The sequence below is a fragment of the Flavobacterium sp. FlaQc-48 genome (assembly GCF_044007335.1).
Classification (GTDB): Bacteria; Bacteroidota; Bacteroidia; order Flavobacteriales; family Flavobacteriaceae; genus Flavobacterium.
The window spans coordinates 145,648-164,363 of record NZ_JBIPCR010000012.1; the positions used below are offsets into that span (position 1 = coordinate 145,648).

At 35.3% G+C, this 18,716-nt stretch carries 24 protein-coding genes; 2 read left to right on the plus strand and 22 right to left on the minus strand.

The window, feature by feature from the left end; translation table 11 throughout:
- Positions 1-3: 3 nt before the first annotated feature.
- The 10 genes from ACHRWY_RS18545 to ACHRWY_RS18590 all read right to left on the minus strand — a co-directional run bounded on the left by ACHRWY_RS18545 (position 4) and on the right by ACHRWY_RS18590 (position 7,361).
- Positions 4-1,101 (minus strand): MBL fold metallo-hydrolase, encoded by a 1,098-nt coding sequence (locus ACHRWY_RS18545; protein ID WP_395356658.1) that lies wholly within the window; start codon positions 1,099-1,101, stop codon positions 4-6.
- Between the two features lie 8 nt (positions 1,102-1,109).
- Positions 1,110-1,535 (minus strand): DUF1801 domain-containing protein, encoded by a 426-nt coding sequence (locus ACHRWY_RS18550; protein WP_395356660.1) that lies wholly within the window; start codon positions 1,533-1,535, stop codon positions 1,110-1,112.
- A 6-nt stretch (positions 1,536-1,541) separates the two neighbouring features.
- Entirely contained in the window at positions 1,542-2,588 is a 1,047-nt protein-coding gene (locus ACHRWY_RS18555) for a serine hydrolase domain-containing protein (RefSeq protein WP_395356661.1), read from the minus strand.
- Positions 2,589-2,804: 216 nt separating this feature from the next.
- Complete coding sequence (locus ACHRWY_RS18560) at positions 2,805-3,173, minus strand: nuclear transport factor 2 family protein (RefSeq protein ID WP_395356662.1); 369 nt, start codon at positions 3,171-3,173, stop codon at positions 2,805-2,807.
- 72 nt (positions 3,174-3,245) lie between these two features.
- Positions 3,246-3,851, minus strand: coding sequence for a hypothetical protein (locus ACHRWY_RS18565; protein WP_395356663.1), 606 nt, complete (start codon positions 3,849-3,851; stop codon positions 3,246-3,248).
- Positions 3,852-3,865: 14 nt separating this feature from the next.
- Positions 3,866-4,564, minus strand: coding sequence for a hypothetical protein (locus ACHRWY_RS18570; RefSeq protein WP_395356665.1), 699 nt, complete (start codon positions 4,562-4,564; stop codon positions 3,866-3,868).
- Positions 4,565-4,581: 17 nt separating this feature from the next.
- The gene (locus ACHRWY_RS18575) at positions 4,582-5,262 is read right to left on the minus strand and encodes an aspartate/glutamate racemase family protein (protein ID WP_395356666.1); all 681 of its coding nucleotides are present in this window, start codon (positions 5,260-5,262) and stop codon (positions 4,582-4,584) included.
- Between the two features lie 9 nt (positions 5,263-5,271).
- The gene (locus tag ACHRWY_RS18580; RefSeq protein WP_395356668.1) at positions 5,272-5,487 is read right to left on the minus strand and encodes an ArsR family transcriptional regulator; all 216 of its coding nucleotides are present in this window, start codon (positions 5,485-5,487) and stop codon (positions 5,272-5,274) included.
- A 50-nt stretch (positions 5,488-5,537) separates the two neighbouring features.
- Positions 5,538-6,452, minus strand: a complete 915-nt coding sequence (locus ACHRWY_RS18585) for a helix-turn-helix domain-containing protein (protein ID WP_395356670.1) — start codon at positions 6,450-6,452, stop codon at positions 5,538-5,540.
- Between the two features lie 12 nt (positions 6,453-6,464).
- Positions 6,465-7,361, minus strand: a complete 897-nt coding sequence (locus tag ACHRWY_RS18590; RefSeq protein ID WP_395356671.1) for an NmrA family NAD(P)-binding protein — start codon at positions 7,359-7,361, stop codon at positions 6,465-6,467.
- Positions 7,362-8,117: 756 nt separating this feature from the next.
- Here ACHRWY_RS18590 and ACHRWY_RS18595 point away from each other — a divergent pair.
- Positions 8,118-8,351, plus strand: a complete 234-nt coding sequence (locus ACHRWY_RS18595) for a hypothetical protein (RefSeq protein WP_395356673.1) — start codon at positions 8,118-8,120, stop codon at positions 8,349-8,351.
- A gap of 55 nt (positions 8,352-8,406) precedes the next feature.
- Here the strand turns inward: ACHRWY_RS18595 and ACHRWY_RS18600 are convergent, their stop codons facing one another.
- From ACHRWY_RS18600 to ACHRWY_RS18610, 3 genes are read right to left on the minus strand one after another with little or no spacing between them, the layout of a single operon-like run.
- Positions 8,407-8,745: a nuclear transport factor 2 family protein gene (locus ACHRWY_RS18600; protein ID WP_395356675.1), complete on the minus strand. Its 339-nt coding sequence runs from the start codon at positions 8,743-8,745 to the stop codon at positions 8,407-8,409.
- A gap of 47 nt (positions 8,746-8,792) precedes the next feature.
- On the minus strand, positions 8,793-9,245 hold the full coding sequence (locus ACHRWY_RS18605) for a cbb3-type cytochrome c oxidase subunit I (RefSeq protein WP_395356676.1): 453 nt from the start codon (positions 9,243-9,245) through the stop codon (positions 8,793-8,795).
- A 9-nt stretch (positions 9,246-9,254) separates the two neighbouring features.
- Positions 9,255-10,034 (minus strand): hypothetical protein, encoded by a 780-nt coding sequence (locus tag ACHRWY_RS18610; protein ID WP_395356677.1) that lies wholly within the window; start codon positions 10,032-10,034, stop codon positions 9,255-9,257.
- Between the two features lie 215 nt (positions 10,035-10,249).
- Between ACHRWY_RS18610 and ACHRWY_RS18615 the strand changes: the two genes are divergently transcribed.
- A complete protein-coding gene (locus ACHRWY_RS18615; protein WP_395356679.1) occupies positions 10,250-12,757 on the plus strand; it encodes a M14 family zinc carboxypeptidase in 2,508 nt (835 codons plus the stop codon).
- 184 nt (positions 12,758-12,941) lie between these two features.
- Here the strand turns inward: ACHRWY_RS18615 and ACHRWY_RS18620 are convergent, their stop codons facing one another.
- The 9 genes from ACHRWY_RS18620 to ACHRWY_RS18660 form a co-directional block, all read right to left on the minus strand.
- Positions 12,942-13,355 (minus strand): hypothetical protein, encoded by a 414-nt coding sequence (locus ACHRWY_RS18620; protein ID WP_395356680.1) that lies wholly within the window; start codon positions 13,353-13,355, stop codon positions 12,942-12,944.
- Positions 13,356-13,378: 23 nt separating this feature from the next.
- A complete protein-coding gene (locus tag ACHRWY_RS18625; protein ID WP_395356681.1) occupies positions 13,379-13,768 on the minus strand; it encodes a hypothetical protein in 390 nt (129 codons plus the stop codon).
- Positions 13,769-13,778: 10 nt separating this feature from the next.
- Positions 13,779-14,234: a hypothetical protein gene (locus tag ACHRWY_RS18630; RefSeq protein ID WP_395356682.1), complete on the minus strand. Its 456-nt coding sequence runs from the start codon at positions 14,232-14,234 to the stop codon at positions 13,779-13,781.
- Positions 14,235-14,373: 139 nt separating this feature from the next.
- Positions 14,374-14,940: a DUF3592 domain-containing protein gene (locus tag ACHRWY_RS18635; RefSeq protein ID WP_395356683.1), complete on the minus strand. Its 567-nt coding sequence runs from the start codon at positions 14,938-14,940 to the stop codon at positions 14,374-14,376.
- Between the two features lie 12 nt (positions 14,941-14,952).
- The gene (locus tag ACHRWY_RS18640; RefSeq protein ID WP_395356685.1) at positions 14,953-15,582 is read right to left on the minus strand and encodes a hypothetical protein; all 630 of its coding nucleotides are present in this window, start codon (positions 15,580-15,582) and stop codon (positions 14,953-14,955) included.
- 49 nt (positions 15,583-15,631) lie between these two features.
- The gene (locus ACHRWY_RS18645) at positions 15,632-16,591 is read right to left on the minus strand and encodes a hypothetical protein (protein ID WP_395356686.1); all 960 of its coding nucleotides are present in this window, start codon (positions 16,589-16,591) and stop codon (positions 15,632-15,634) included.
- Between the two features lie 11 nt (positions 16,592-16,602).
- Positions 16,603-17,034 carry a GNAT family N-acetyltransferase gene (locus tag ACHRWY_RS18650; RefSeq protein ID WP_395356688.1) on the minus strand — a complete coding sequence of 144 codons (432 nt, stop codon included), beginning with the start codon at positions 17,032-17,034 and terminating at the stop codon, positions 16,603-16,605.
- A gap of 38 nt (positions 17,035-17,072) precedes the next feature.
- Positions 17,073-17,975 carry a PhzF family isomerase gene (locus tag ACHRWY_RS18655; RefSeq protein WP_395356690.1) on the minus strand — a complete coding sequence of 301 codons (903 nt, stop codon included), beginning with the start codon at positions 17,973-17,975 and terminating at the stop codon, positions 17,073-17,075.
- A gap of 83 nt (positions 17,976-18,058) precedes the next feature.
- Positions 18,059-18,715: a DUF2306 domain-containing protein gene (locus ACHRWY_RS18660; protein WP_395356692.1), complete on the minus strand. Its 657-nt coding sequence runs from the start codon at positions 18,713-18,715 to the stop codon at positions 18,059-18,061.
- Position 18,716: the final 1 nt, after the last annotated feature.

Below are 18,716 nucleotides of genomic sequence, written 5' to 3' on the forward strand. Positions count from 1 at the left end.
AAATTATCTAACCCCTTTCCACCATTGTTGAAATTCTTGTTTTTCATTTCTCAGATCCACTAATTCTCCAATTTTTGGTGTTACTAAGGGAATAGGATTTTCTGAAGCTGCATTCAGTTCGGTTACTTTTTTCAGGGGTTCATCCCAAGGGTGAAGTGCCAGTGAAAATTTAGAAGAATGTACCGGAAATACTCTTTTTGCTTTTAGATCTTTCATCGCTTTGATCACATCTTCGGGCAAGTTGTGAATGTATTTCCAGGCAGGGTTATATTGACCGTTATCGATAAGGGCAAGATCAAAAGGACCAAACGTATTTCCAATTTCAGCATAATGGGTATCGTAACCGCTGTCGCCGCCCAGATACATTTTAAAGTCCCTGGCTTCCAGTACAAAAGACGTCCAGAGTGTATTGCAGCGTTTCGTACTTCTGCCCGAAAAGTGTCGGGATGGCGTGGTATAAAGGGTCAGGTTCTGATCGAGTTCTATTTTTTCATGCCAGTCTTTTTCGATGATACTGTCTTTAGGGAATTTCCAGAATTCAAGATGAGAACCTACGCCAAGGGCACAGATTACTTTTTTAATTTTGGGTTTTAATTCCATAATGGTTTTATAGTCCAGATGATCATAATGATCGTGTGTAATTAGTAAATAATCGATTTCCGGAAAGTCATCAGCGATGTAAATATCAGTTCCTTTGAATGCTTTTGTCGTGCCGTAAACTGGAGAGGCGTTGCCGCTAAAAACGGGATCAATCAGGAATCGTTTTCCTTCAAGCTGAATGTAATAAGAAGAATGCCCAAACCAAACCAAAACATCCTGATCAATAGCAAGATCTAAGAGGTTTGTTTTTATTGTCGGGATATCATCAGTCGGAATTTTTCTATCTACTTTTTTAAACAAAAATTCAGAAATTACATTAAAGTAACCGTAGCCTTCTGCCAGTTCAGGCGTGAAGTTAACGTTTTCGAATTTTCCGTTTTTGTATTGTGGTGATTTTTGTATGAACTCCAATCTTTCGCCGGAAGGTCTTTTACCATATCGGGGATGTTGAAAAACAAAAATAAGAAGGGCGAATAAAAGAATCAGCAGGGTAATGATCATGGTGGTATTTAATTTGAGGGATATAGATTTTTTAGATCTGCTAAAGATAATGAAATCATGTTTTTGAGAACGTCAACATCAATATCGCTTAGTTTCTTAATATAAATGCAGCCTTTTGCGGCTTTGTGTTTCCCTAGTTTAGAAAGGATTTCTTCTCTGTTCTCGGGCGAAGTATAAATGTAAAGCGAAATGGCCGCTTTTCTTGGTGAAAATCCCACAAGTGGGGCATCGCCTTCATGGCCGCTGGCATATTTATAATGGTAACTTCCAAAACCAATAATGCTTGGTCCCCACATTTTGGGTTTAAAACGGGTGATTTCCTGAGTGATTTTGATAAGCTCAAACGAGTCTTTTCTTTTGTTTTCATCTTCGACGAAAGCATTTATAAAATCAGCAACACTGTTTTCTGTTTCGGTAGTTTTATTCTTTGCCATTGTATTTTATTTTTTGTTTAGCAAATTGCTTTTCAGCAGGATATTTTTAATTTTCAATTCAGCAGCATAAAACAAATCACGATTTTGATTCATTTGATTTTCTAAAATAATCAAACTTACATCGCTTTCAGGAAAATACAAATTTACTGAAGAAAAGCCATCACCAAGACCTGTGTGACCAACATATTTTAGGGGTTCTTTATCGACAATTCTAAAACCATATCCGTAGCCAACTTTTTCTTTTCCAAAGAGACTGTTTTGTGCAGATATGGTGTACTTAAACATTAATTGATAACTTTCCGGTTTCAGCAGTTTTCCTTTATGAAGATTTTCATTCCAAAGCGCTAAATCATTGGCAGTTGAAACAATTCCGTTAGAAGAAGTACTTTCTATAGTAATCATCGATTTTGATACCATTTTAAAAGAGTTATTGTTATTGATATACCCGGGAACTAAATTTTTTATTGGAGCTGCAGAAAAGCAAAGCGTATTTTTCATTTTTAGCTCTTTAAAAAATGCATTTGCTGTTTCGGCATAGCTTTTTTTAGTAACCGATTCGATTATTTTTCCCAGTAAACTATATCCTAAATCACCATATTTAAAGTCAGTTCCCGGTTTGAATAAAAGAGGCTTTTTCAAATCAACTATTCCATGCGTATGATTCAGCAATTGATGAACCGTAACAGAATCTGCCCAGGTCTGGTTTAATTGGGGTAAGTATTTTTTTACAGGTGCCAGCAAATTAATTCGGCCTTGTTCTACTTCTTTTAAGATCAAAACAGCAGTGATTTGCCTTGTATTTGACATTATTTCAAACTGACTGTCTTTTTTTAAATATTTTCTGGTTTCAAAATTGGTAAAGCCGTATACTTTATTGTACACCGTTTTTCCGTTTTTAGCAATCAGTACAACGCCATTAAATATTGGATTGCTAACGCTTATCAAACTATCAATTTGAGACGCATAATTGTTTTTTTTCTGAGCAAATGAGTTATAATTTGAAAAGAGAAGAATAGAGGATAGGAGAAGGGTAATTCGAAGATTGGAAGTCATTTTTTTTGTTTCAGGTTTCAGGTTTTTCAGTCTTGGGTGTAAATTTTGTTGTTGTTTTGATTGCGAATTAACCGCAAAGAACGCTAAGTTTTTTAATCAGTCAGAAAGTTTAAAAACACAAAGTTCACAAACCTTTGTATTGATTTCGCTTTAAGAACTTTGTCAATTTATAAAACTCCGTAAGTAAAAAAACATTGCGTTCTTTGCGGTTAAAAATTAAAACATTCCGTTTTCATTAATGGATTCTTTAGGAACAGGTTGTCCTAAATCCCAAAGTTCAACAATTTTATCGAGTTTAAACTTAAGAATGTGAACGACTGCAAAACCCGGATCGACAGGAGTTTGTTTTAAGTGAGAATGTACAGCGACAAGATTGCCGTCTTCGAGAATATGGTGAATTTTAAAAATTTTATTTGGGTTTGTTCTCGTTGATTCTTCCATTGCCAGCATTAAGGTATCGGCATCACCTTTAAAATGGGCATTATGATGTTTAAAATTTTTACCAACATGAAGACGAAAGGCTTCGTGCGAATGCCCTTTTGCAGCGAGTTTTAAAAAGTCCCGGGCTATTTCTTTATTAGTCATAATTTTAAAATTTAAAAGCTAACTAAGTTATGAAAAATAAGTAGTCGGGAAATTAAAAAGCCCTTAATAATTTTATTCCAGACGTTTAAATTCATAAGTACTGTTATAACTTGGTCCGGCCCAAAAAAGGAATAACAATGCCCCGGTATTATCGACAGCTTCATTTATCATTAGAGTATTGCTTTTCGAAATGGCAATTCGTCTTTTATTGTTGCTGCAGCCGCCAAAAAGATAGGGGATTCCGGTGCATTTCAGGTATTTATTATCGAGATAGAACAAGCCGTCTTTTTTGAGTTTGCCTTTAATTTGCTGCTTTTTTACGCTATAATTATTTTTAAACAATTCAATGTTTAATTCTGTATCATTAGTGATTTTTAGTTCAACAGAATATAGGGTATGAATATTTTGAATGGAATCCTGATCTTCAAATTTTAAAATATCATTTGTGGTATAACTATAGGAGTTAATAATGTTTTTCGAAATTTCATAATTGGAGTTGCCATTTTTTTTGTCGAATTTCTTTATAGGGAAGAAACTGTATTTTCCATTCAATGAATTTATCTCGCTCTTAGTTATTTTACGATACTCATTCTTGAAATCTTTGTTAGAAAAAGAAGCACAGTTTGACAATGAAACGGATAGTAATAAAAGAAGAAATGCTTTCAGGTTCTTTTTCATCTGATTTTATAGTATTACGAAATAATTAAGGCATTAACTTTTAAATATCGGTTTTCATTAATTGCTTTTTTTGCTTCCGGGCTAATCCAGAAATTCGGGCGATATAGTTTGGTGTTGCTTTGTACTTTTGCCTTATTGGATATTGCTTTTATATTTTTGACCAGATCATTATATAAATTGTAAGTTCTAAAAGCATGGGCATCGATTATAGAATTATCTTCATCAGTTAAAAAACTTACAAATTTAGGATACGTTAATTCTAATCCAATGGTCCCTTCTGCATTCATATAAGCAACACTTAAACTTTCCTTGTCTTTTAAAAAATAAAGATAGAATGGACTGATATTTATTACCGGTTCAGTTGGATCAACTCGTTTATAATCATTAGAAACGATTCCTTTTTTGTCGATAATTTCTTTAAAGCTTATTTTATTGATATCCCCGGTAATCGATATCCTGATTTTATCCTCATAAAACCAATGTTCTTTTCTGTCTAATTCCTTTTTTCCAATGATTACTTCGTTAAAAAAATCTTGATAACCTTCAAATACGTATGACTTATCCGTTGCTGTATAATCTATAGCAACTCTTGTATTTGTGATAACAAAGTAGAATTTAAGATCCGTAAAAATAGATTGAAATTCGTTGGGTGTAAGTATGAAATTAAATTTATTCCATCCTTTTCCGGAACCCAGTCCGCCAAAATAGCCCATAAGTTACAATTTTAAGTTTAAGAGAGCATAAAGCTTACAATCGCTTCCGAATGAATTTTTGTAGTATCAAAAACCGGAACGTCAAAATCTGCCTGACTTATAAGTAACGGAATTTCGGTACAGCCTAAAATAATGCCTTCGGCACCACGGGTAATGAGTTCTTTGGCAATTTCGATATATTTTTGTTTAGAATCGGGGTTGATAATGCCTCTTCCCAGTTCTTCTTTTAAAACGTGCTGTATATAATCCCGTGTTTCCTGTTTTTCAGGAATTAGGACATTTAAGCCAAAACTTTTGAGCCGGTCTTTATAAAAATCCATTTCCATAGAAAACGAAGTTCCTAAAAGTCCAATTGTGCTACTGTTTTCCTGCCTTATGGCTTTTGCAGTTTCAGTCCCGATATGAATTATTGGCAAACCAATTTCTTTTTCGATTTGATCTGCATACAGGTGTGCCGTATTGGCGCAGAGCACAATAGCGTCAACGCCGCCTTTTTGTAAACTTAGGCAGGCGTTCCATAATAGTTCGTAAGAGTTAGCCCAGCTTTTTTCCTGAATATCACCAAAGTTTAAGGAATAAATCAGGCATTCTGCAAATTGCAATCCGCCCAATTTTTTATTTACGCCTTCGTTAATTAATTTGTAATAATCAATTGTCGAAACCCAACTGATTCCGCCTACAAGTCCAACTTTTTTCATTTGCTGCATTTATAAATCCTCTGATTTTATTTGTGAGAGGTCGACACCTAACTTTTCAAATTCTTTTTGACCTAAGTCAGTAATGTAGAAATGTTTATCTGTAGGGTTCTTTTTGGCGATCCAGCCTTTTTCTGTAAATGTCTCTTTTAGTAATTGTCCCAATTTTCCGCCAAGATGTTCGTAACACATTTTTGCCGGTTTTCCGGTATTTGAATTTTCGCTCATTTTGAAATTAGTTTAACATTACTACGAATTTATGAAAATTATAAACCTTATCAATTAAAAGACTGCCTGAATTCTAAAGGCGAAACATTCGTTTTGGTTTTGAACAATTTGCTAAAAGATTGCTGATGTTCAAATCCCAGTTCAAAAGCAATTTCGCTTATCGATAAGTTGGTTGTCGAAAGTTTCTCTTTGGCTTTCTCAATTAATTTATCATGTATATGTTGCTGGGTACTCTGACCTGTAAGCGATTTTAGCAATCCGCTTAAATAATTGGGGGTAACATGGAGTGTTTCGGCGATATAATGAACCGTTGGCAAGCCGTTTTTAGATAAAGAATCACTGCTGAAATACTCTTCGAGCAAGTTCTCTAAACGGGCCAGGATTTGATGGTTGCTAATCTTTCGGGTAATGAATTGGCGGTTGTAAAAACGCTCTGCATAGGTAAGCAGCAATTCGATTTGGGCAATAATCACGTCCTGACTGAATTTGTCGATATTCGACTGATATTCCTGCTGAATATTTTTCATGATTGCAATTATCATCTTTTCTTCTTTGTCCGAAAGATGCAAAGCTTCATGAACCGAATAGCCAAAATACTCGTATTGTTTGATTTTTTTGGCCAGCGACGTATTCCACAAAAAATCAGGATGAACAATTAATGCCCATCCTGTATGTTCTAATTCTGCATTGCCTTCGATAGAGAAAACCTGCCCCGGCGAAATAAACAATAAAACCCCTTCATTAAAATCATATTCCTGCTGACCGTAGCGCATCTTGGCATTGGGACTGCGTTTTAAGGCAATCGAATAAAAATCAAGCATCAAACTCTTTGGTTCGTCTTCGTTTAAACGTTTGAGATCCTCAAAATTATAAACGCTTACTAACGGATGCTCCGGTTTGGGCAAATCCCGAAATTCGTGAAATTCGCTTATGGTTTTAATTTTATGCGGTTGATGGTTTGCCATAGTCTAAGGTACTTATTTCTGGTTGAAAATTGCAGCAAATTCTTTGGCATAATCGGCCAGTTTTGTTTTTCCCATTTCGGCAGGTCGGTTACGGTAATAGTCTTCTCCCAATAAACCGTTGTAAAGTCCGGCGTACATTTCGACCAAACCTTCGGCAATTTTGGGCTGGATCCCCACGTTTACCAAACCGTTCAACGTTTCTTCATCGCTGATTAAAACCCATTTTAAATCCGGTTTTCCTATGGCTTCTCCCAAAATACGGGCTGTTTCATCGCCTGTAAGTTCTTCGCTTCCTACATAACGAACTTTTTTCCCTTCGTGCGCAGTTGTGATTTCCTCGGCAATGGCAGCGGCAATATCATTGGGAGAAACCCACGGAATCAGTCCGTCAGCACCGTAATTGGCAGCAATGATCCCCTGCGATTTAATCACCGGAATATACGCCAGTAAATTATAAAAGAACGAAGTAGGGCGCATAAACGTAATCGAAACATGCCCGAGTTGGTTCAAAACACTTTCGATCTCATTATAACGCTGAATAATTCCTGAATTCGCCTCTAAGTGTGCCCCAATACTACTCAAAAATACCACACGTTTCACACCCGATTTCTGAATAGCTTCAGCGTAACTATTCCCGATTTTGCGTGTAAAAGCATCCAGGTCCAGATTAGGATCAAAATAATTGGCACGCGGAATCATACAATAAACGGCATCTGCGCCTGTAAAAACTTGGGTTAAAAAAGCAACATCTTCGACAGAACCAATCGCTGTCAAAGCTCCTAAAGCTTCAATTTCGGCTTGTTTTTCAACGCTGCTGCTAATCACCGTAACCTCATGCCCTTTTTGCACTAACTCCTGGGTTAATGGCTTGCTAATGTTCCCTAAAGAACCTGTAATTGTAATTTTCATTTGTCTCATTTTTTAGACTACAAAGTTGCGCCGGATTCAAAGAACAGATTTAGCCAAAACTATTATTATCGTAGTCTAAACGGGGAAATTTAGATTTTTAGATTTTTAGATTGTTGGATTGTTGGATTGTTGGATTGTTGGATTGTTGGTTTGCCACAATTATTTCGACCGAAAACAAAAAAGGCACAGTTTGTCATTCTGAGGAACGAAGAATCACACAAGAAATTCCGCAAAGTAATTGTAATCTTTGTCGAGAAGTAATTCATTTTGTCATGACGTAAAAAGCAAAAAAATCTGTTTAAACCCGCCAAATCTGTGCCGTCTCACCACAATTATTTCGACCGAAAACAAAAAAGGCACAGTTTGTCATTCTGAGGAACGAAGAATCACACAAGAAATTCCGCAAAGTAATTGTAATCTTTGTCGAGAGTAATTCATTTTGTCACGACGTAAAAAGCAAAGAATCTCTTTAAACCGGCCAAATCTTTGCCATCTTACCACAATAGTATGGCTTCTGTTTGTGTAGGATGGATTAAAATCCATCCCTAAAATATGATTCGTTCCTATGGAACTTTTTTATAAAATGTGTAGGATAATTATATGTGTTTTTAGGTATCTTAGCTATCCTATAGTTAAGTTTATGAGATCAGAAAAAAAATTGCCCGTATAGTATGGTGACGGTATTGGAAACAACCGTACGCTCCCTTAACAGCGTAGGACACCTTAGCTATACGGTTTTTTATATTCCTTTAAGCTATGAGTACAAACACCCTTTCAAAAGAAACTGAGTTGAGGTTAATAGATTTTTTCAACAAATCAATTGATCCTGAGAGCATGGCAAAAGCAATCCGACAAGTAAATTATGTACTTGCTTTGAGCTTAATGCGAGAAGGCGAAACAATTGAATCTGAAAGACCAACCCTTGAGAATGGTTTTTACTGGCTGAATAAGTTGGCCGAAATTTTAAACCCTTATTTAGAGGTTGAATAAAAACGTAATACAAAAAAAGCCACTGATACAGTGGCTTTTTCTTTGTTGTTAAAATCTATTTTATTAAATCCATTCGGCTTATTTTTTGATTTTTAATTTCAAAAATAACCACTTGTTCTTTCTTTTCGTTATTTCCATTTCGACCGTAAACATATTCATGAACGATGGCTTTATTGTCAAAAAATATCGTTTTTATTATTTCGGCATTCAAGTTGGGAGATTGTTCAAAAAGTGTTGTAAACATTTCTTCGCATTCTTTTTTGCCATTGATTATTGGGGTATGATCCTGAAAATTATAAATCATGGTGTTATCGGTATACAATGGCATCATGCTTTTTATGTCTTTGTTATTAAATGCCAGCATTTGGGCATCAATAATTTCTTCTATTGTCATTTTTTATATGGTTTATTTTAATCTGTTATGGTTCTGCTTTGAGATTACTAGGTATTACGCAGCTTAAATATCGTAATCAATAAATTGGTAATATAAACCGGCAATGCAACAAAAATATTTAGGATAGTGCTGGAAACCAAAAAGATATTCATTAGTTGATAATCGTCAAATAAAGGAAAATCAGGATTGGCAGGAAACCAAGTATTGTAAAAAATAATCATCTGGTAAATAGCAAAACTTCCAATAACGATACCCGCATGAATTAAGGTCAGATACTTTTCGGGTTTTCTTTTTAATACTTTCTGAACGAGCCAATATCCCAATCCGTTTAAGAAGAAAAATAGAGATACTGCGATCGCGACATGAAGATGCGCAATTACAAAATAAGTATCATGAATATTAATGTCTAATGTCTCGTTGGGCTTGCATATTCCGATTAATAAAACAATCACTGTAAGAAACCAAAAGAGGTGATATACCTTTATATTTTTAAAACGCATACTTAAAATTTACTCAATTCGTTTTACCACATTATCAAGATCATTTACCACTAGTTTAAGAATGATTTTATTGTTAGGAAAATCCTGTTGCATGTCTTTCCTTAATTGAACAAATGACTGGTAAACGGTTAAGTCATTCTCAACGGATTCATTGCAGGAAATAGAGATTTCGTAGTTGTTGTCCAGCTTTTCCAAATAAATATATTTGGTTAGGGAGTCGTCAAAAAAGCCTGTTTTTTCAAAAGAACGGGCAATTTTGTCGGTTTCATTTTCATTGATATTATTTTGATATACGATTTCATTTTTTACTGAACCGTATGTTTTGGTCGATTCAGTAAGTCTTCCGCTGCCGGCTTCATTCAAAAGAGAAATACTCAATATTGCACCAACAGTCACGGCACATCCAATAAGAGAAACTCCGGCAGTACGCCAGCCATTAAACTTTTCGCCGCCATTTTTCAGGTGTTCATTTATTTTTTGTTCCTGATATTTTTTGGCCAGATAACCTGCAATTCCCATATAAATAAGCGGAAAAATGACATTAGGAATCTTGATATTCTCAGGGATCAGGAAAATCAGGCCAAAAACCACGATAGTGGATAATATGGCAATAATCCAGGTTTTCTTTACATTATTAAAATCACCAAAAGTTTTAAAATTTTCTGCCATAAGATAACCGGCAACTAATGGCCCGCCCAGGAATGTTCCGGACTGAATTGCTTTTTCGGTATAAATTTTTCCTGTTGGTATTTCTTCAAAAACTGATTTTTCGATTGCTGCTTCTTCCATGGTCTACGATTAGTTTTTTATTTTACGACTATGAGGTTTTTAAGGCCCGTAAAAGTATAAAATAAAGTAAGGTATTTCTTTGATGTGATATTTTTTTTAAAGTCTCTTTTTGGGTTTTAGTAAAAGGATTTAAATATAAAATAATATTTAGTACGATTTTTAAAATGGTATAAAGTTAATTGTTATTTTTAATCTCTATCCAATTCAACTTACTTATGAAGAAAACATTTTTCGCTGCAGTGTTGCTGTTAACCGTTTCTTTTTCTGTTTTTGCACAACTAAAAACACCTTCTGAATTTATTCCGAATTACGGAAAACAAATTAGTTATTACCATCAGGTGGAGGATTATTTTAAGTACCTCACAGAACAATCGCAATCGATCAAGAAGCAGCAATACGGCGCAACAAACGAACAGCGTGATTTAAATGTGTATTATATTTCGACGCCTGAAAATTTGGCCAATCTGGAGCAAATCCGAAATAATAATCTGGCCGCCATTGGATTATCTGATAAAAAAAATACGGGGGTCGAAGATAAAATTATTGTCTGGCTGAGCTTCAACGTTCACGGAAATGAATTTGCCGGAACCGAAAGCGCTATGACTGTGGCATACGAACTTTTGAATCCGTCAAACGAAGCTGCAAAACAATGGCTCAAAAACACTATTGTAATTCTGGATCCGTGTATCAATCCTGATGGCTATTCGAGATACGGCAACTGGCTAAGGGAAATTTCCGGTAAAAAAACGCATCCGGGATTATACGACAGGGAACACATGGAGGTCTGGCCAGGCGGAAGATACAATCATTATCTTTTTGATTTAAACAGGGACTGGGCGTGGCAAACTCAAATCGAGTCGCAACAGCGCATTAAACTGTATAACCAATGGATGCCGCAGGTTCATACCGATGTGCATGAAATGAGTTATAATTCGCCATACTTTTTTCCTCCGGCAGCAGAACCTTTGCATGAATTTATTGAGCAGTACCAAAAAGATTTTTATACTGTTTTAGGTAACAATATTGCACAAAAATTCGACAAACAAAACTGGATGTACAATACCCGCGAACGATTTGATTTGTTTTACCCGAGTTATGGCGATACATACCCCACCTACAATGGCGCAGTGGGCCTGACGCTGGAACAGGGCGGAATAGGAGCGGGGCGCGAAGTTACGATGGAAAACGGTACAAATGTGACCATAAAAGACCGGTTAACGCATCATGCCACAGCCGTTTTAACGGTCGTAGAAAGTGCCGCCTCGCAAAAAGATGTATTGCTAAAAGGTTTCCGGGATTTTCATACCAATGCCAGAATAAAGGCAAAAGGGGTTTACAATACGTATGTTTTGAAAAGCAATCCAAAGCTGGAACAATTGACCGAAATGCTAAAGAGAAACGATATTGAATTTACTTACGCAGATGCTTCGGCCAATGCATCAGGGTTTCATTATCAGACTAAGAAAAACGAAAGTTTTAAAGTTGAACCGAATGATTTGATTATAAAAGCAGATCAGCCAAGATCTGTTCTGGCTCAGGTTTTATTGGAGCCAAATCAAAAATTAAACGACAGTTTATCGTATGATATTACGGCCTGGGCATTGCCTTTGGCCTACGGGGTCGAAGGTTATGCGGTAAAAAATAACCTTCAGATCAAAACAAAATCTAAAATTGAAATAGCCGAAAAAACGGTTCCGGCAAGCGTTTATGCTTTTTATGTGCCCTGGAACAACAGGACTTCGGCCCAGGTGGTTTCCTTATTGCATCAGGCTGGCATAAAAGTAAGATCAGCAATGAAAAAGGCGGTTTTTGGAACGGTTTCTATCGAACCGGGCGGATTAATTATAAGTCGTGCCGATAATCCCAAAATAACCGATTTCGAAAAAACGGTAAGCGATATCATCAAAATCAAAACCGATTATAGTTTTATAACTACCGGATTTTCGACCAATTCTAAAGATATTGGCGGAGAAAATTTCAGGCTGCTTAAAGCGCCAAAAATCCTCATGCTTTCCGGCAAAGGAATTGTTTCGACAGAGTTTGGGTCAACCTGGTATTATCTGGACGAAACCGTTAGTTATCCGGTGAGTATTGTGGAAACCGCTAATTTTAGCAGGGTTAAATTGTACCATTACAATACTCTGATACTTTCAGACGGGAGTTATGACTTATCCGAAGACCAGAAAAAGCAAATCGACGAATGGATTAAAAATGGCGGAAAAGTAATTGCGATAAGCAATGCCATTTCGTTATTTCAGGACCGCGACGGATATGCTTTGAGTTTGTTTGCGAGTAAAGAAGACAAAGAAAAATCAGAGAAAGAGCAAAAAGAAACCGAACTTAAAAAACGCTTTTTAGATTTTGAAGGCTCAGAACGAAGAAACATTTCAGGTTCTATTCCGGGTGCGATCATCGAGAATAAATTAGATAAAACGTATCCAATGGCATTTGGGTTAGGAAACACTTATTTTAGCCTTAAAAGCAACGAAAGATCATTTTCACTGCTCAAAAATGCCATAAATGTGGCATATATTCCAAAAGAGTATTTGAGTTACGGTTTTGTTGGAAACGATATCAGAAAAAAACTAAACGAAACGGTGAGTTTTGCCGTAGACAAAAGAGGCGACGGAACGGTAATTTATATGATGGATAATCCGCTGTTTCGGGGGTTCTGGGAAAACGGGATTTTGTTATTCAGCAATTCCCTGTTTTTAATCAATTAATAAAAAAACCGCTTTTCAAATTTATCTGAAAAGCGGTTTTTTTTTAGGAGCAGAAAAAATACTTTTTATAAGGACCACCTGTCCCGCTGTCTGCTATATCTTTTCCCGGTTAAAGAAACCGGAAAAAGGATGCCGCTCCCATCGGGGCTAAGTACGGTTTTTATCATTTATAAGGCCAGAATAGTTATTGCTTTTTAAGATATAAATCTTCGCCATCTACGTATGATTGTTCTAATATCATTTGTCCGTCGATAAAAAGATAACCATACTTTACGCCGTCAATAACTACAATAGGCGATTTTGTACCTCCGGTAGAAGCATCACCCATAAGATAATCAATTTTATATTCATATTTATAGTTCTCGACATTAGAACCCGTTGTTATAGTCAGATTTGATTTTGCATCAAATTTGTAAATTTTATTTTGATCTGAATAATCCGTAAAAACATCGTGATTATCCCCCACACCTGCAACTAAATTTCTGGTTTTGATTAATTTCCAGGTTCCAACAACCGGATTATTAATTTTATCGTCATTATCATTGGAGCAACCCGTAAATGTAAAAACGATTAATAGTAAAGTAATGATGTTTTTCATGGTTTTGATCTAGTGTTAAATAGTTAGTTTATACGAATATAGCTTGACCCGTAACAGTCATAACATTCCTCATTCAGGTATAGTTTATCCTCTTTAAATTCAAAAGACATCGTCATAAAATCACCAACTATCATGGGCCTTTCGCCACCAAAAACAGATTTTTGGGTTTTTATGGTAAAGGGGCTCTCAGTAGTTAGTTTTCCGTTAACGTATGTTTTAAAATTAGCCCCTGAAAATTCAAGATATATGACCTTGTCTGTCGATTTTGGCGTGTCGGTTGTTCCGGCAATCCCTCCGGTAGAACCCTTCCAGCTCCATCTGCCTTGTAGTGATTTTTCAGTACCAACCTGAGCATCATCACTATTGCAGGAACTAAAGAAAGCTATCACCAGTATTAAAAAATATTTTTTCATAGTATGGTATTTAGTAAAAAGACTGATCAATTCGTGTATAGGAAGAACTGTTGCATTTATTGCATAACATGTTTAAAGTTAGTACGTTGTCTTTTATCTTGAAAGCTTCAAAACTTACGTCACTCACAATCGAATAATTCGTAATCGTATTAGGCCCGCCTATAACAATAGTTTGCTTAGATTCTCCGGCATACGATTGTGTTAACACTTTAAATGTGGTATTGATCGTTAAAACCCCGTTTGTATATTTTTTAAAATTAGAGCCTGAAAATTCCAGTAAAACGGTTGTTTTTGTAGAGGCTGGTGTACTAATAGTGTTATCAACTCCGTTAGTGGTGCTAATCAGAGTCCATTTGCCTTGTAGTGTTTTTGCGGCCAGGGCATCCACTTTCTTAGTTGTATTATCGTCATTACTGCTACAGGAGCTTACAATGATCAGAATAAGTAATAGTAAAATTTTTTTCATTGGTTCAAAAATTATATTGGTTTAATTAATAGATATAAATTTTGTTAAATGGTTGCGTTACTATTTTGTATTTTATTAAATAAACGGGATTATGTTTGAAAATATAGGGGTTTTGTTTGAGTGATAAAAAAGAAAAGCTTTAGACAAACAAAGGTTTGGTTAAATGATAAATGACATAGGTAATGCCGCAGGATGAAATGAATCCCATAAAAATGGGAAGAAAAATTTCGTTTTGAACTCCCGGAATCAAACAGGCATTTTGAGGTTTTTTGGGATCATAAAAGACCCGGATTTGTTTACCAATTTCGTTTTTTACTTCAGTTTCTCTTTTTAGATAATTTACGTGATTTGGGGCAACTTCATATTTTTCCGGAAATTGGCTCATAGGTTTAAAGTCTTTTGAATACAAAGAATCAGATGGTAAACTTTGTTTGGACTGATACTCTTTTCCGGCAACGGTGTAACGGTATTCTTTTTCCATTATAAATTTAAAATTTTCAACCCTGTTTGAGGTAAACTCTTTAAATTTAATTTCGGCATGGATTACTTCTCCAATTGTAAATTTCCATTTTTTGCTTTTTATCATTCGGTACAATCCAATCGTGCCCGAAATAAATAACCAGTAGGTAAAATACAGGAAAATTGGAAAAAAAACGCATATAAATACAGTTGCCGGAACGCCCTGATCCCAATTGTTTAAATTCATTGTTTTAAGTTTTTAATAGGGTAAAACAGCCGGGGTCGGATCATTTTCTTTGATCCTGATTTTGCATTTTTTTTCAATATCATAAACATTCTCAATGCCTGCAATATAAATAATATCCGGAACAAATTTATCCGGCTGATTTTTTCTGCCTTCTATTCTACCGGTTCTTAATTCATATTCTAAATTGCCAAAATTGTTTTTAGCATTTATTTTTACGTTCCCGGTAAACTGTTCCCAATCGGTCATAATAGCATTTCCGTTTTGATATTGGATCAGTCGGGTTTCTGTTGCGACAAAGTAACCTCCTTTTTTTACCAGTAAATAAATTCCGTAAAGGTTTACCCATAGTGCCGCCAGTACAAAAAAGCCTATAATAATCCCCGGTATTATTAATTCGTCATAATCTTCCAGGGTTGCCGTTACCGGATTTCCGTTTACTTTAAAATGAACTTCGTCATGGCTAAATAATGGCCCGAAAAAGCCAAAAACAAAAAGGCTTACAAAAGCTGCCATGCCTATGCCTAAAGCGATTGTGCCTAATGCTTTTTTGAGAGGGTATTTTCTTTTTGCTTTAATTAAAAAGTCGATTTTTTCATTTTCAATTATTTTTTTAAGGTCGACAGGTAATTCGGTTGTATTCATGTGTTGGGTTGGTTTTGGATTTATTTTTAAGGGATTTAGTATTTCATTTTTATTTTGATTTTCGCCATTCTTCGATGCTCATTACCTTATTGTTTTTTTCGTCATAATATTTTATTTGAAAATCTTTTGGGTAAATAAAAAAGCTGTACTCAGCTTTAAAGTCTTCGGGCTGATAACCTGTTTGCTCTCCAACTTTAACCCAATAATAATCTTTGTCATTGGTTTGCGGGGATTCAAAAATAAAAACAGCTTTCTTTTTGGCTTCGGGCATATCAAAAATCATTTTAAAAATTTTGTTTCTGTTGGTATTATCAGAATCTGCGATATCAAATGCCGGGTTTTGGGTCGGAAAATATATTTCGTCTAACAATTTCGGATTACTTTTACTAAGCTCTTCCAATCGTGCTACTGCCAGCGGATAATAGGCGTAATGCTTAATCTCTTTATTGTTTTTTATTTCTGAATATATCTTTAAGGCTTCCGTTTTATTTCCAATGACTTCATTATAATTGCCAAATGCATAATCGTAAATGTAAAACCCTTTTCCAATGCTGTCAATAGCAACTTTAGCCTTATCAAATTCTTTGAGTTTGGCATAATTGGCGGCAAGTGCAGCTGCATAATCCATATTATGATATTCTTCTTTTTGTAATTCTTTTATAGATTGGCTGTAGTTGCCCGTTTTGTAATATAACTCGGCTTTGAGGTAGTTTAAACTACTTTCTATATTCTTTTTTATTTGAGATTTATATTTGTCTTTTTCGTTGCTGTTCACTAGTAATAAGCTATCAGCCTTTGCAATAACTTGTTCCGGATTTTTTTCTGCATCTGCATAGAGCAAAACTAATTGCGCATCAAATTTTTTAATTTCATCTGAAATCTTGTCCATTTCCTCATGAATTTTGGCGTGAGAATCATTATCAAAGAAAATAGGCTGTACTTTTTTACAAGAAAAAAGACAAAGTAAAATCAGAATAGAAGAAAGTATTTTGTTAAAAACAGGATTCATGTATTTCAGGTTTAGTGTATAGGCGCTTCTAATTCAAATAAAATATAAGCTCCATGTTCAGATTGTCCTCTTTCAATGCAAATAAAGCCTTTTTTCCCGTAAAAAATAACCGCTTTGGTATTATGCTCCAGACACTTTAGCGTAATAGGTAAACCAGTTTTGTCAATTGCGGCTTTCAATAAGGCGGTTCCAATGCCTTTGCCCTGATAGTTCTGGTCAATGTATAAATGATGAATAAAATGATCTTTCATCCAAATCGAAATAAACCCAACCGGAATTCCTTCTATTATCGCCACCAGAATTAGTTCCCCTTTTGTAGCGCGTTCAAAATCTTTCAATTGAAATTCTGAAGGATCCAGCCATGAAAAAGTCCTTTGCCTTTCTTTTAAGAATAACGTTCTTAAAATATCATGATCTGATTTTCTGATTTTGATTATTTCCATTATCACTATTGGATCAGGCAAAGAGATGAATTGTATTTTTAAATTTCTATTTCGGTTTTAAAAACAACAACAGCATTCCCTTTTATTTGAATTAATTTTGGTTTGTTATCTTCAATGGCGACCTTAACTTTTATGACACCCGGACGATCTATTTTTTCACCTTGTTTTCCGTTAAAAACAAATTCATTTTCATCAAAATCAACGATTTTATTTTGAACCAGATAACCGCCCAGAGGTCCGTTTGCGTTTCCGGTTACAGGATCTTCGTTGATCCCAATTCCAGGGGCAAACATTCTTCCGTAAGTCAGAATGTCCGGGTCATTAGAATCAAATGTAAAAACAAAGTAACCGTTGCAGTTAATCTCTTTACTTAAGTTTGCTAAATCAGGATAGTTAGGCGTTAAATCGTTGAGTTTTGTTCTGCTTTTGATGCCTATCATTACTTTAGAATGCCCTGTAGAAGCGATTTGAATGGGACATTTACGGTCAGTATCAGCCTTTTCTAATCCTAATGCAGTTAACATTTTTTGTGTGACAGAATCATTAAATACCGGACTAAGTTCAAAATTTCCCTGGGTCATTAAAACCTGATAATCTTCGTTTTCTCTGATTATTTCAAATGGCAGGATACCTACTTTCGTTTTAAATCTTAAAATGCAGGAATCTAATTTCTCTTCGATAGCTTTGGCATACATGGCTGCAATCGTAGCGTGCCCGCAAATTGGGACTTCGGTATTGGGTGTAAAATAGCGTATTACGCCATCACAGTCATTACTATCCGGAGGAAAAAGAAATGCAGTTTCAGAATTGTTTAATTCTCTCGCAATTTGCTGCATTTCATTATCATTCAGTCCTTCTGCATTTACCACAACTCCTGCGGGATTTCCTTTGAATTTTTCTTTTGTAAAAGAATCTATCTGATATATTATTCGTTTTTTCATTATAGTTTTCAGGGAGCTAAATTTAATTTAGGGAAGAAGTATACTTTTTATCAATAATTTGTTGTCCTTCCTGCATAATAATTTTATTCTATTCTTATTGGTAACTGTTGTTGCTTATTTAATTTCCTTATCTGAAAAAGGATATAAGTTGCGCCTAATGTTCCGGGGATAAACCAGCCGTACAAACCAGGAAAAAATTCATTTACAACCACAAATGCTGTTGTCGCAGAGATATAACCGCCCATCATTTTTCCTAAATGCAGTTTTAGCCAGTCTTTCTTTAATTTATTGCGGTTTTTATAAAGCATTAAATCCCGCAGTGAAAAAAAGAGTCCGATAACGCCAAAAGCAGTTAAAACAATATTGATTTTTTGATGTACCAACGGATTGTACAAAATCATCAATATGCCGGTAATGATCATAATCCAGGAGATCATTTTATCGGTTTTTAAGTTGACTTCTGTGTTTTTAAACCGCAAAGCCCGGTAACCCGTGATCATAAAATAAGAACTAAAAATGCCTATTGCCACTAAAAACGCATTTTCGTGCCCGGGCAGGATGGCAATGATTAACGCTGTCAATGCCGATAAAAGCATGCCGTAATAAAAGAGTTTGCCGGATTTTTTATGAACCACTTTTCCTTTTGTGGCCACTAAGGCAATCAAACCCGAAATAAGGGCAATACCACCCACCAGCGCGTGAAAATAAATCAATATTTGTATTGTTTTTTCATGCCCCATG

Excerpts from the sequence above, each read along its gene's own strand:
- ACHRWY_RS18560 (WP_395356662.1), bottom strand. The coding sequence starts at position 3,173 with ATGACTAATAAAGAAATAGCCCGGGACTTTTTAAAACTCGCTGCAAAA.
- ACHRWY_RS18620 (WP_395356680.1), bottom strand. The coding sequence starts at position 13,355 with ATGAAAAACATCATTACTTTACTATTAATCGTTTTTACATTTACGGGT.
- ACHRWY_RS18585 (WP_395356670.1), bottom strand. The coding sequence starts at position 6,452 with ATGGCAAACCATCAACCGCATAAAATTAAAACCATAAGCGAATTTCAC.
- ACHRWY_RS18550 (WP_395356660.1), bottom strand. The coding sequence starts at position 1,535 with ATGGCAAAGAATAAAACTACCGAAACAGAAAACAGTGTTGCTGATTTT.
- ACHRWY_RS18610 (WP_395356677.1), bottom strand. The coding sequence starts at position 10,034 with ATGGAAGAAGCAGCAATCGAAAAATCAGTTTTTGAAGAAATACCAACA.
- ACHRWY_RS18600 (WP_395356675.1), bottom strand. The coding sequence starts at position 8,745 with ATGACAATAGAAGAAATTATTGATGCCCAAATGCTGGCATTTAATAAC.
- ACHRWY_RS18645 (WP_395356686.1), bottom strand. The coding sequence starts at position 16,591 with ATGAATCCTGTTTTTAACAAAATACTTTCTTCTATTCTGATTTTACTT.
- ACHRWY_RS18595 (WP_395356673.1), top strand. The coding sequence starts at position 8,118 with ATGAGTACAAACACCCTTTCAAAAGAAACTGAGTTGAGGTTAATAGAT.
- ACHRWY_RS18625 (WP_395356681.1), bottom strand. The coding sequence starts at position 13,768 with ATGAAAAAATATTTTTTAATACTGGTGATAGCTTTCTTTAGTTCCTGC.
- ACHRWY_RS18580 (WP_395356668.1), bottom strand. The coding sequence starts at position 5,487 with ATGAGCGAAAATTCAAATACCGGAAAACCGGCAAAAATGTGTTACGAA.
- ACHRWY_RS18545 (WP_395356658.1), bottom strand. The coding sequence starts at position 1,101 with ATGATCATTACCCTGCTGATTCTTTTATTCGCCCTTCTTATTTTTGTT.
- ACHRWY_RS18615 (WP_395356679.1), top strand. The coding sequence starts at position 10,250 with ATGAAGAAAACATTTTTCGCTGCAGTGTTGCTGTTAACCGTTTCTTTT.
- ACHRWY_RS18570 (WP_395356665.1), bottom strand. The coding sequence starts at position 4,564 with ATGGGCTATTTTGGCGGACTGGGTTCCGGAAAAGGATGGAATAAATTT.
- ACHRWY_RS18640 (WP_395356685.1), bottom strand. The coding sequence starts at position 15,582 with ATGAATACAACCGAATTACCTGTCGACCTTAAAAAAATAATTGAAAAT.
- ACHRWY_RS18575 (WP_395356666.1), bottom strand. The coding sequence starts at position 5,262 with ATGAAAAAAGTTGGACTTGTAGGCGGAATCAGTTGGGTTTCGACAATT.
- ACHRWY_RS18655 (WP_395356690.1), bottom strand. The coding sequence starts at position 17,975 with ATGAAAAAACGAATAATATATCAGATAGATTCTTTTACAAAAGAAAAA.
- ACHRWY_RS18635 (WP_395356683.1), bottom strand. The coding sequence starts at position 14,940 with ATGAATTTAAACAATTGGGATCAGGGCGTTCCGGCAACTGTATTTATA.
- ACHRWY_RS18630 (WP_395356682.1), bottom strand. The coding sequence starts at position 14,234 with ATGAAAAAAATTTTACTATTACTTATTCTGATCATTGTAAGCTCCTGT.
- ACHRWY_RS18650 (WP_395356688.1), bottom strand. The coding sequence starts at position 17,034 with ATGGAAATAATCAAAATCAGAAAATCAGATCATGATATTTTAAGAACG.
- ACHRWY_RS18590 (WP_395356671.1), bottom strand. The coding sequence starts at position 7,361 with ATGAAAATTACAATTACAGGTTCTTTAGGGAACATTAGCAAGCCATTA.
- ACHRWY_RS18605 (WP_395356676.1), bottom strand. The coding sequence starts at position 9,245 with ATGCGTTTTAAAAATATAAAGGTATATCACCTCTTTTGGTTTCTTACA.
- ACHRWY_RS18565 (WP_395356663.1), bottom strand. The coding sequence starts at position 3,851 with ATGAAAAAGAACCTGAAAGCATTTCTTCTTTTATTACTATCCGTTTCA.
- ACHRWY_RS18555 (WP_395356661.1), bottom strand. The coding sequence starts at position 2,588 with ATGACTTCCAATCTTCGAATTACCCTTCTCCTATCCTCTATTCTTCTC.
- ACHRWY_RS18660 (WP_395356692.1), bottom strand. The coding sequence starts at position 18,715 with ATGGGGCATGAAAAAACAATACAAATATTGATTTATTTTCACGCGCTG.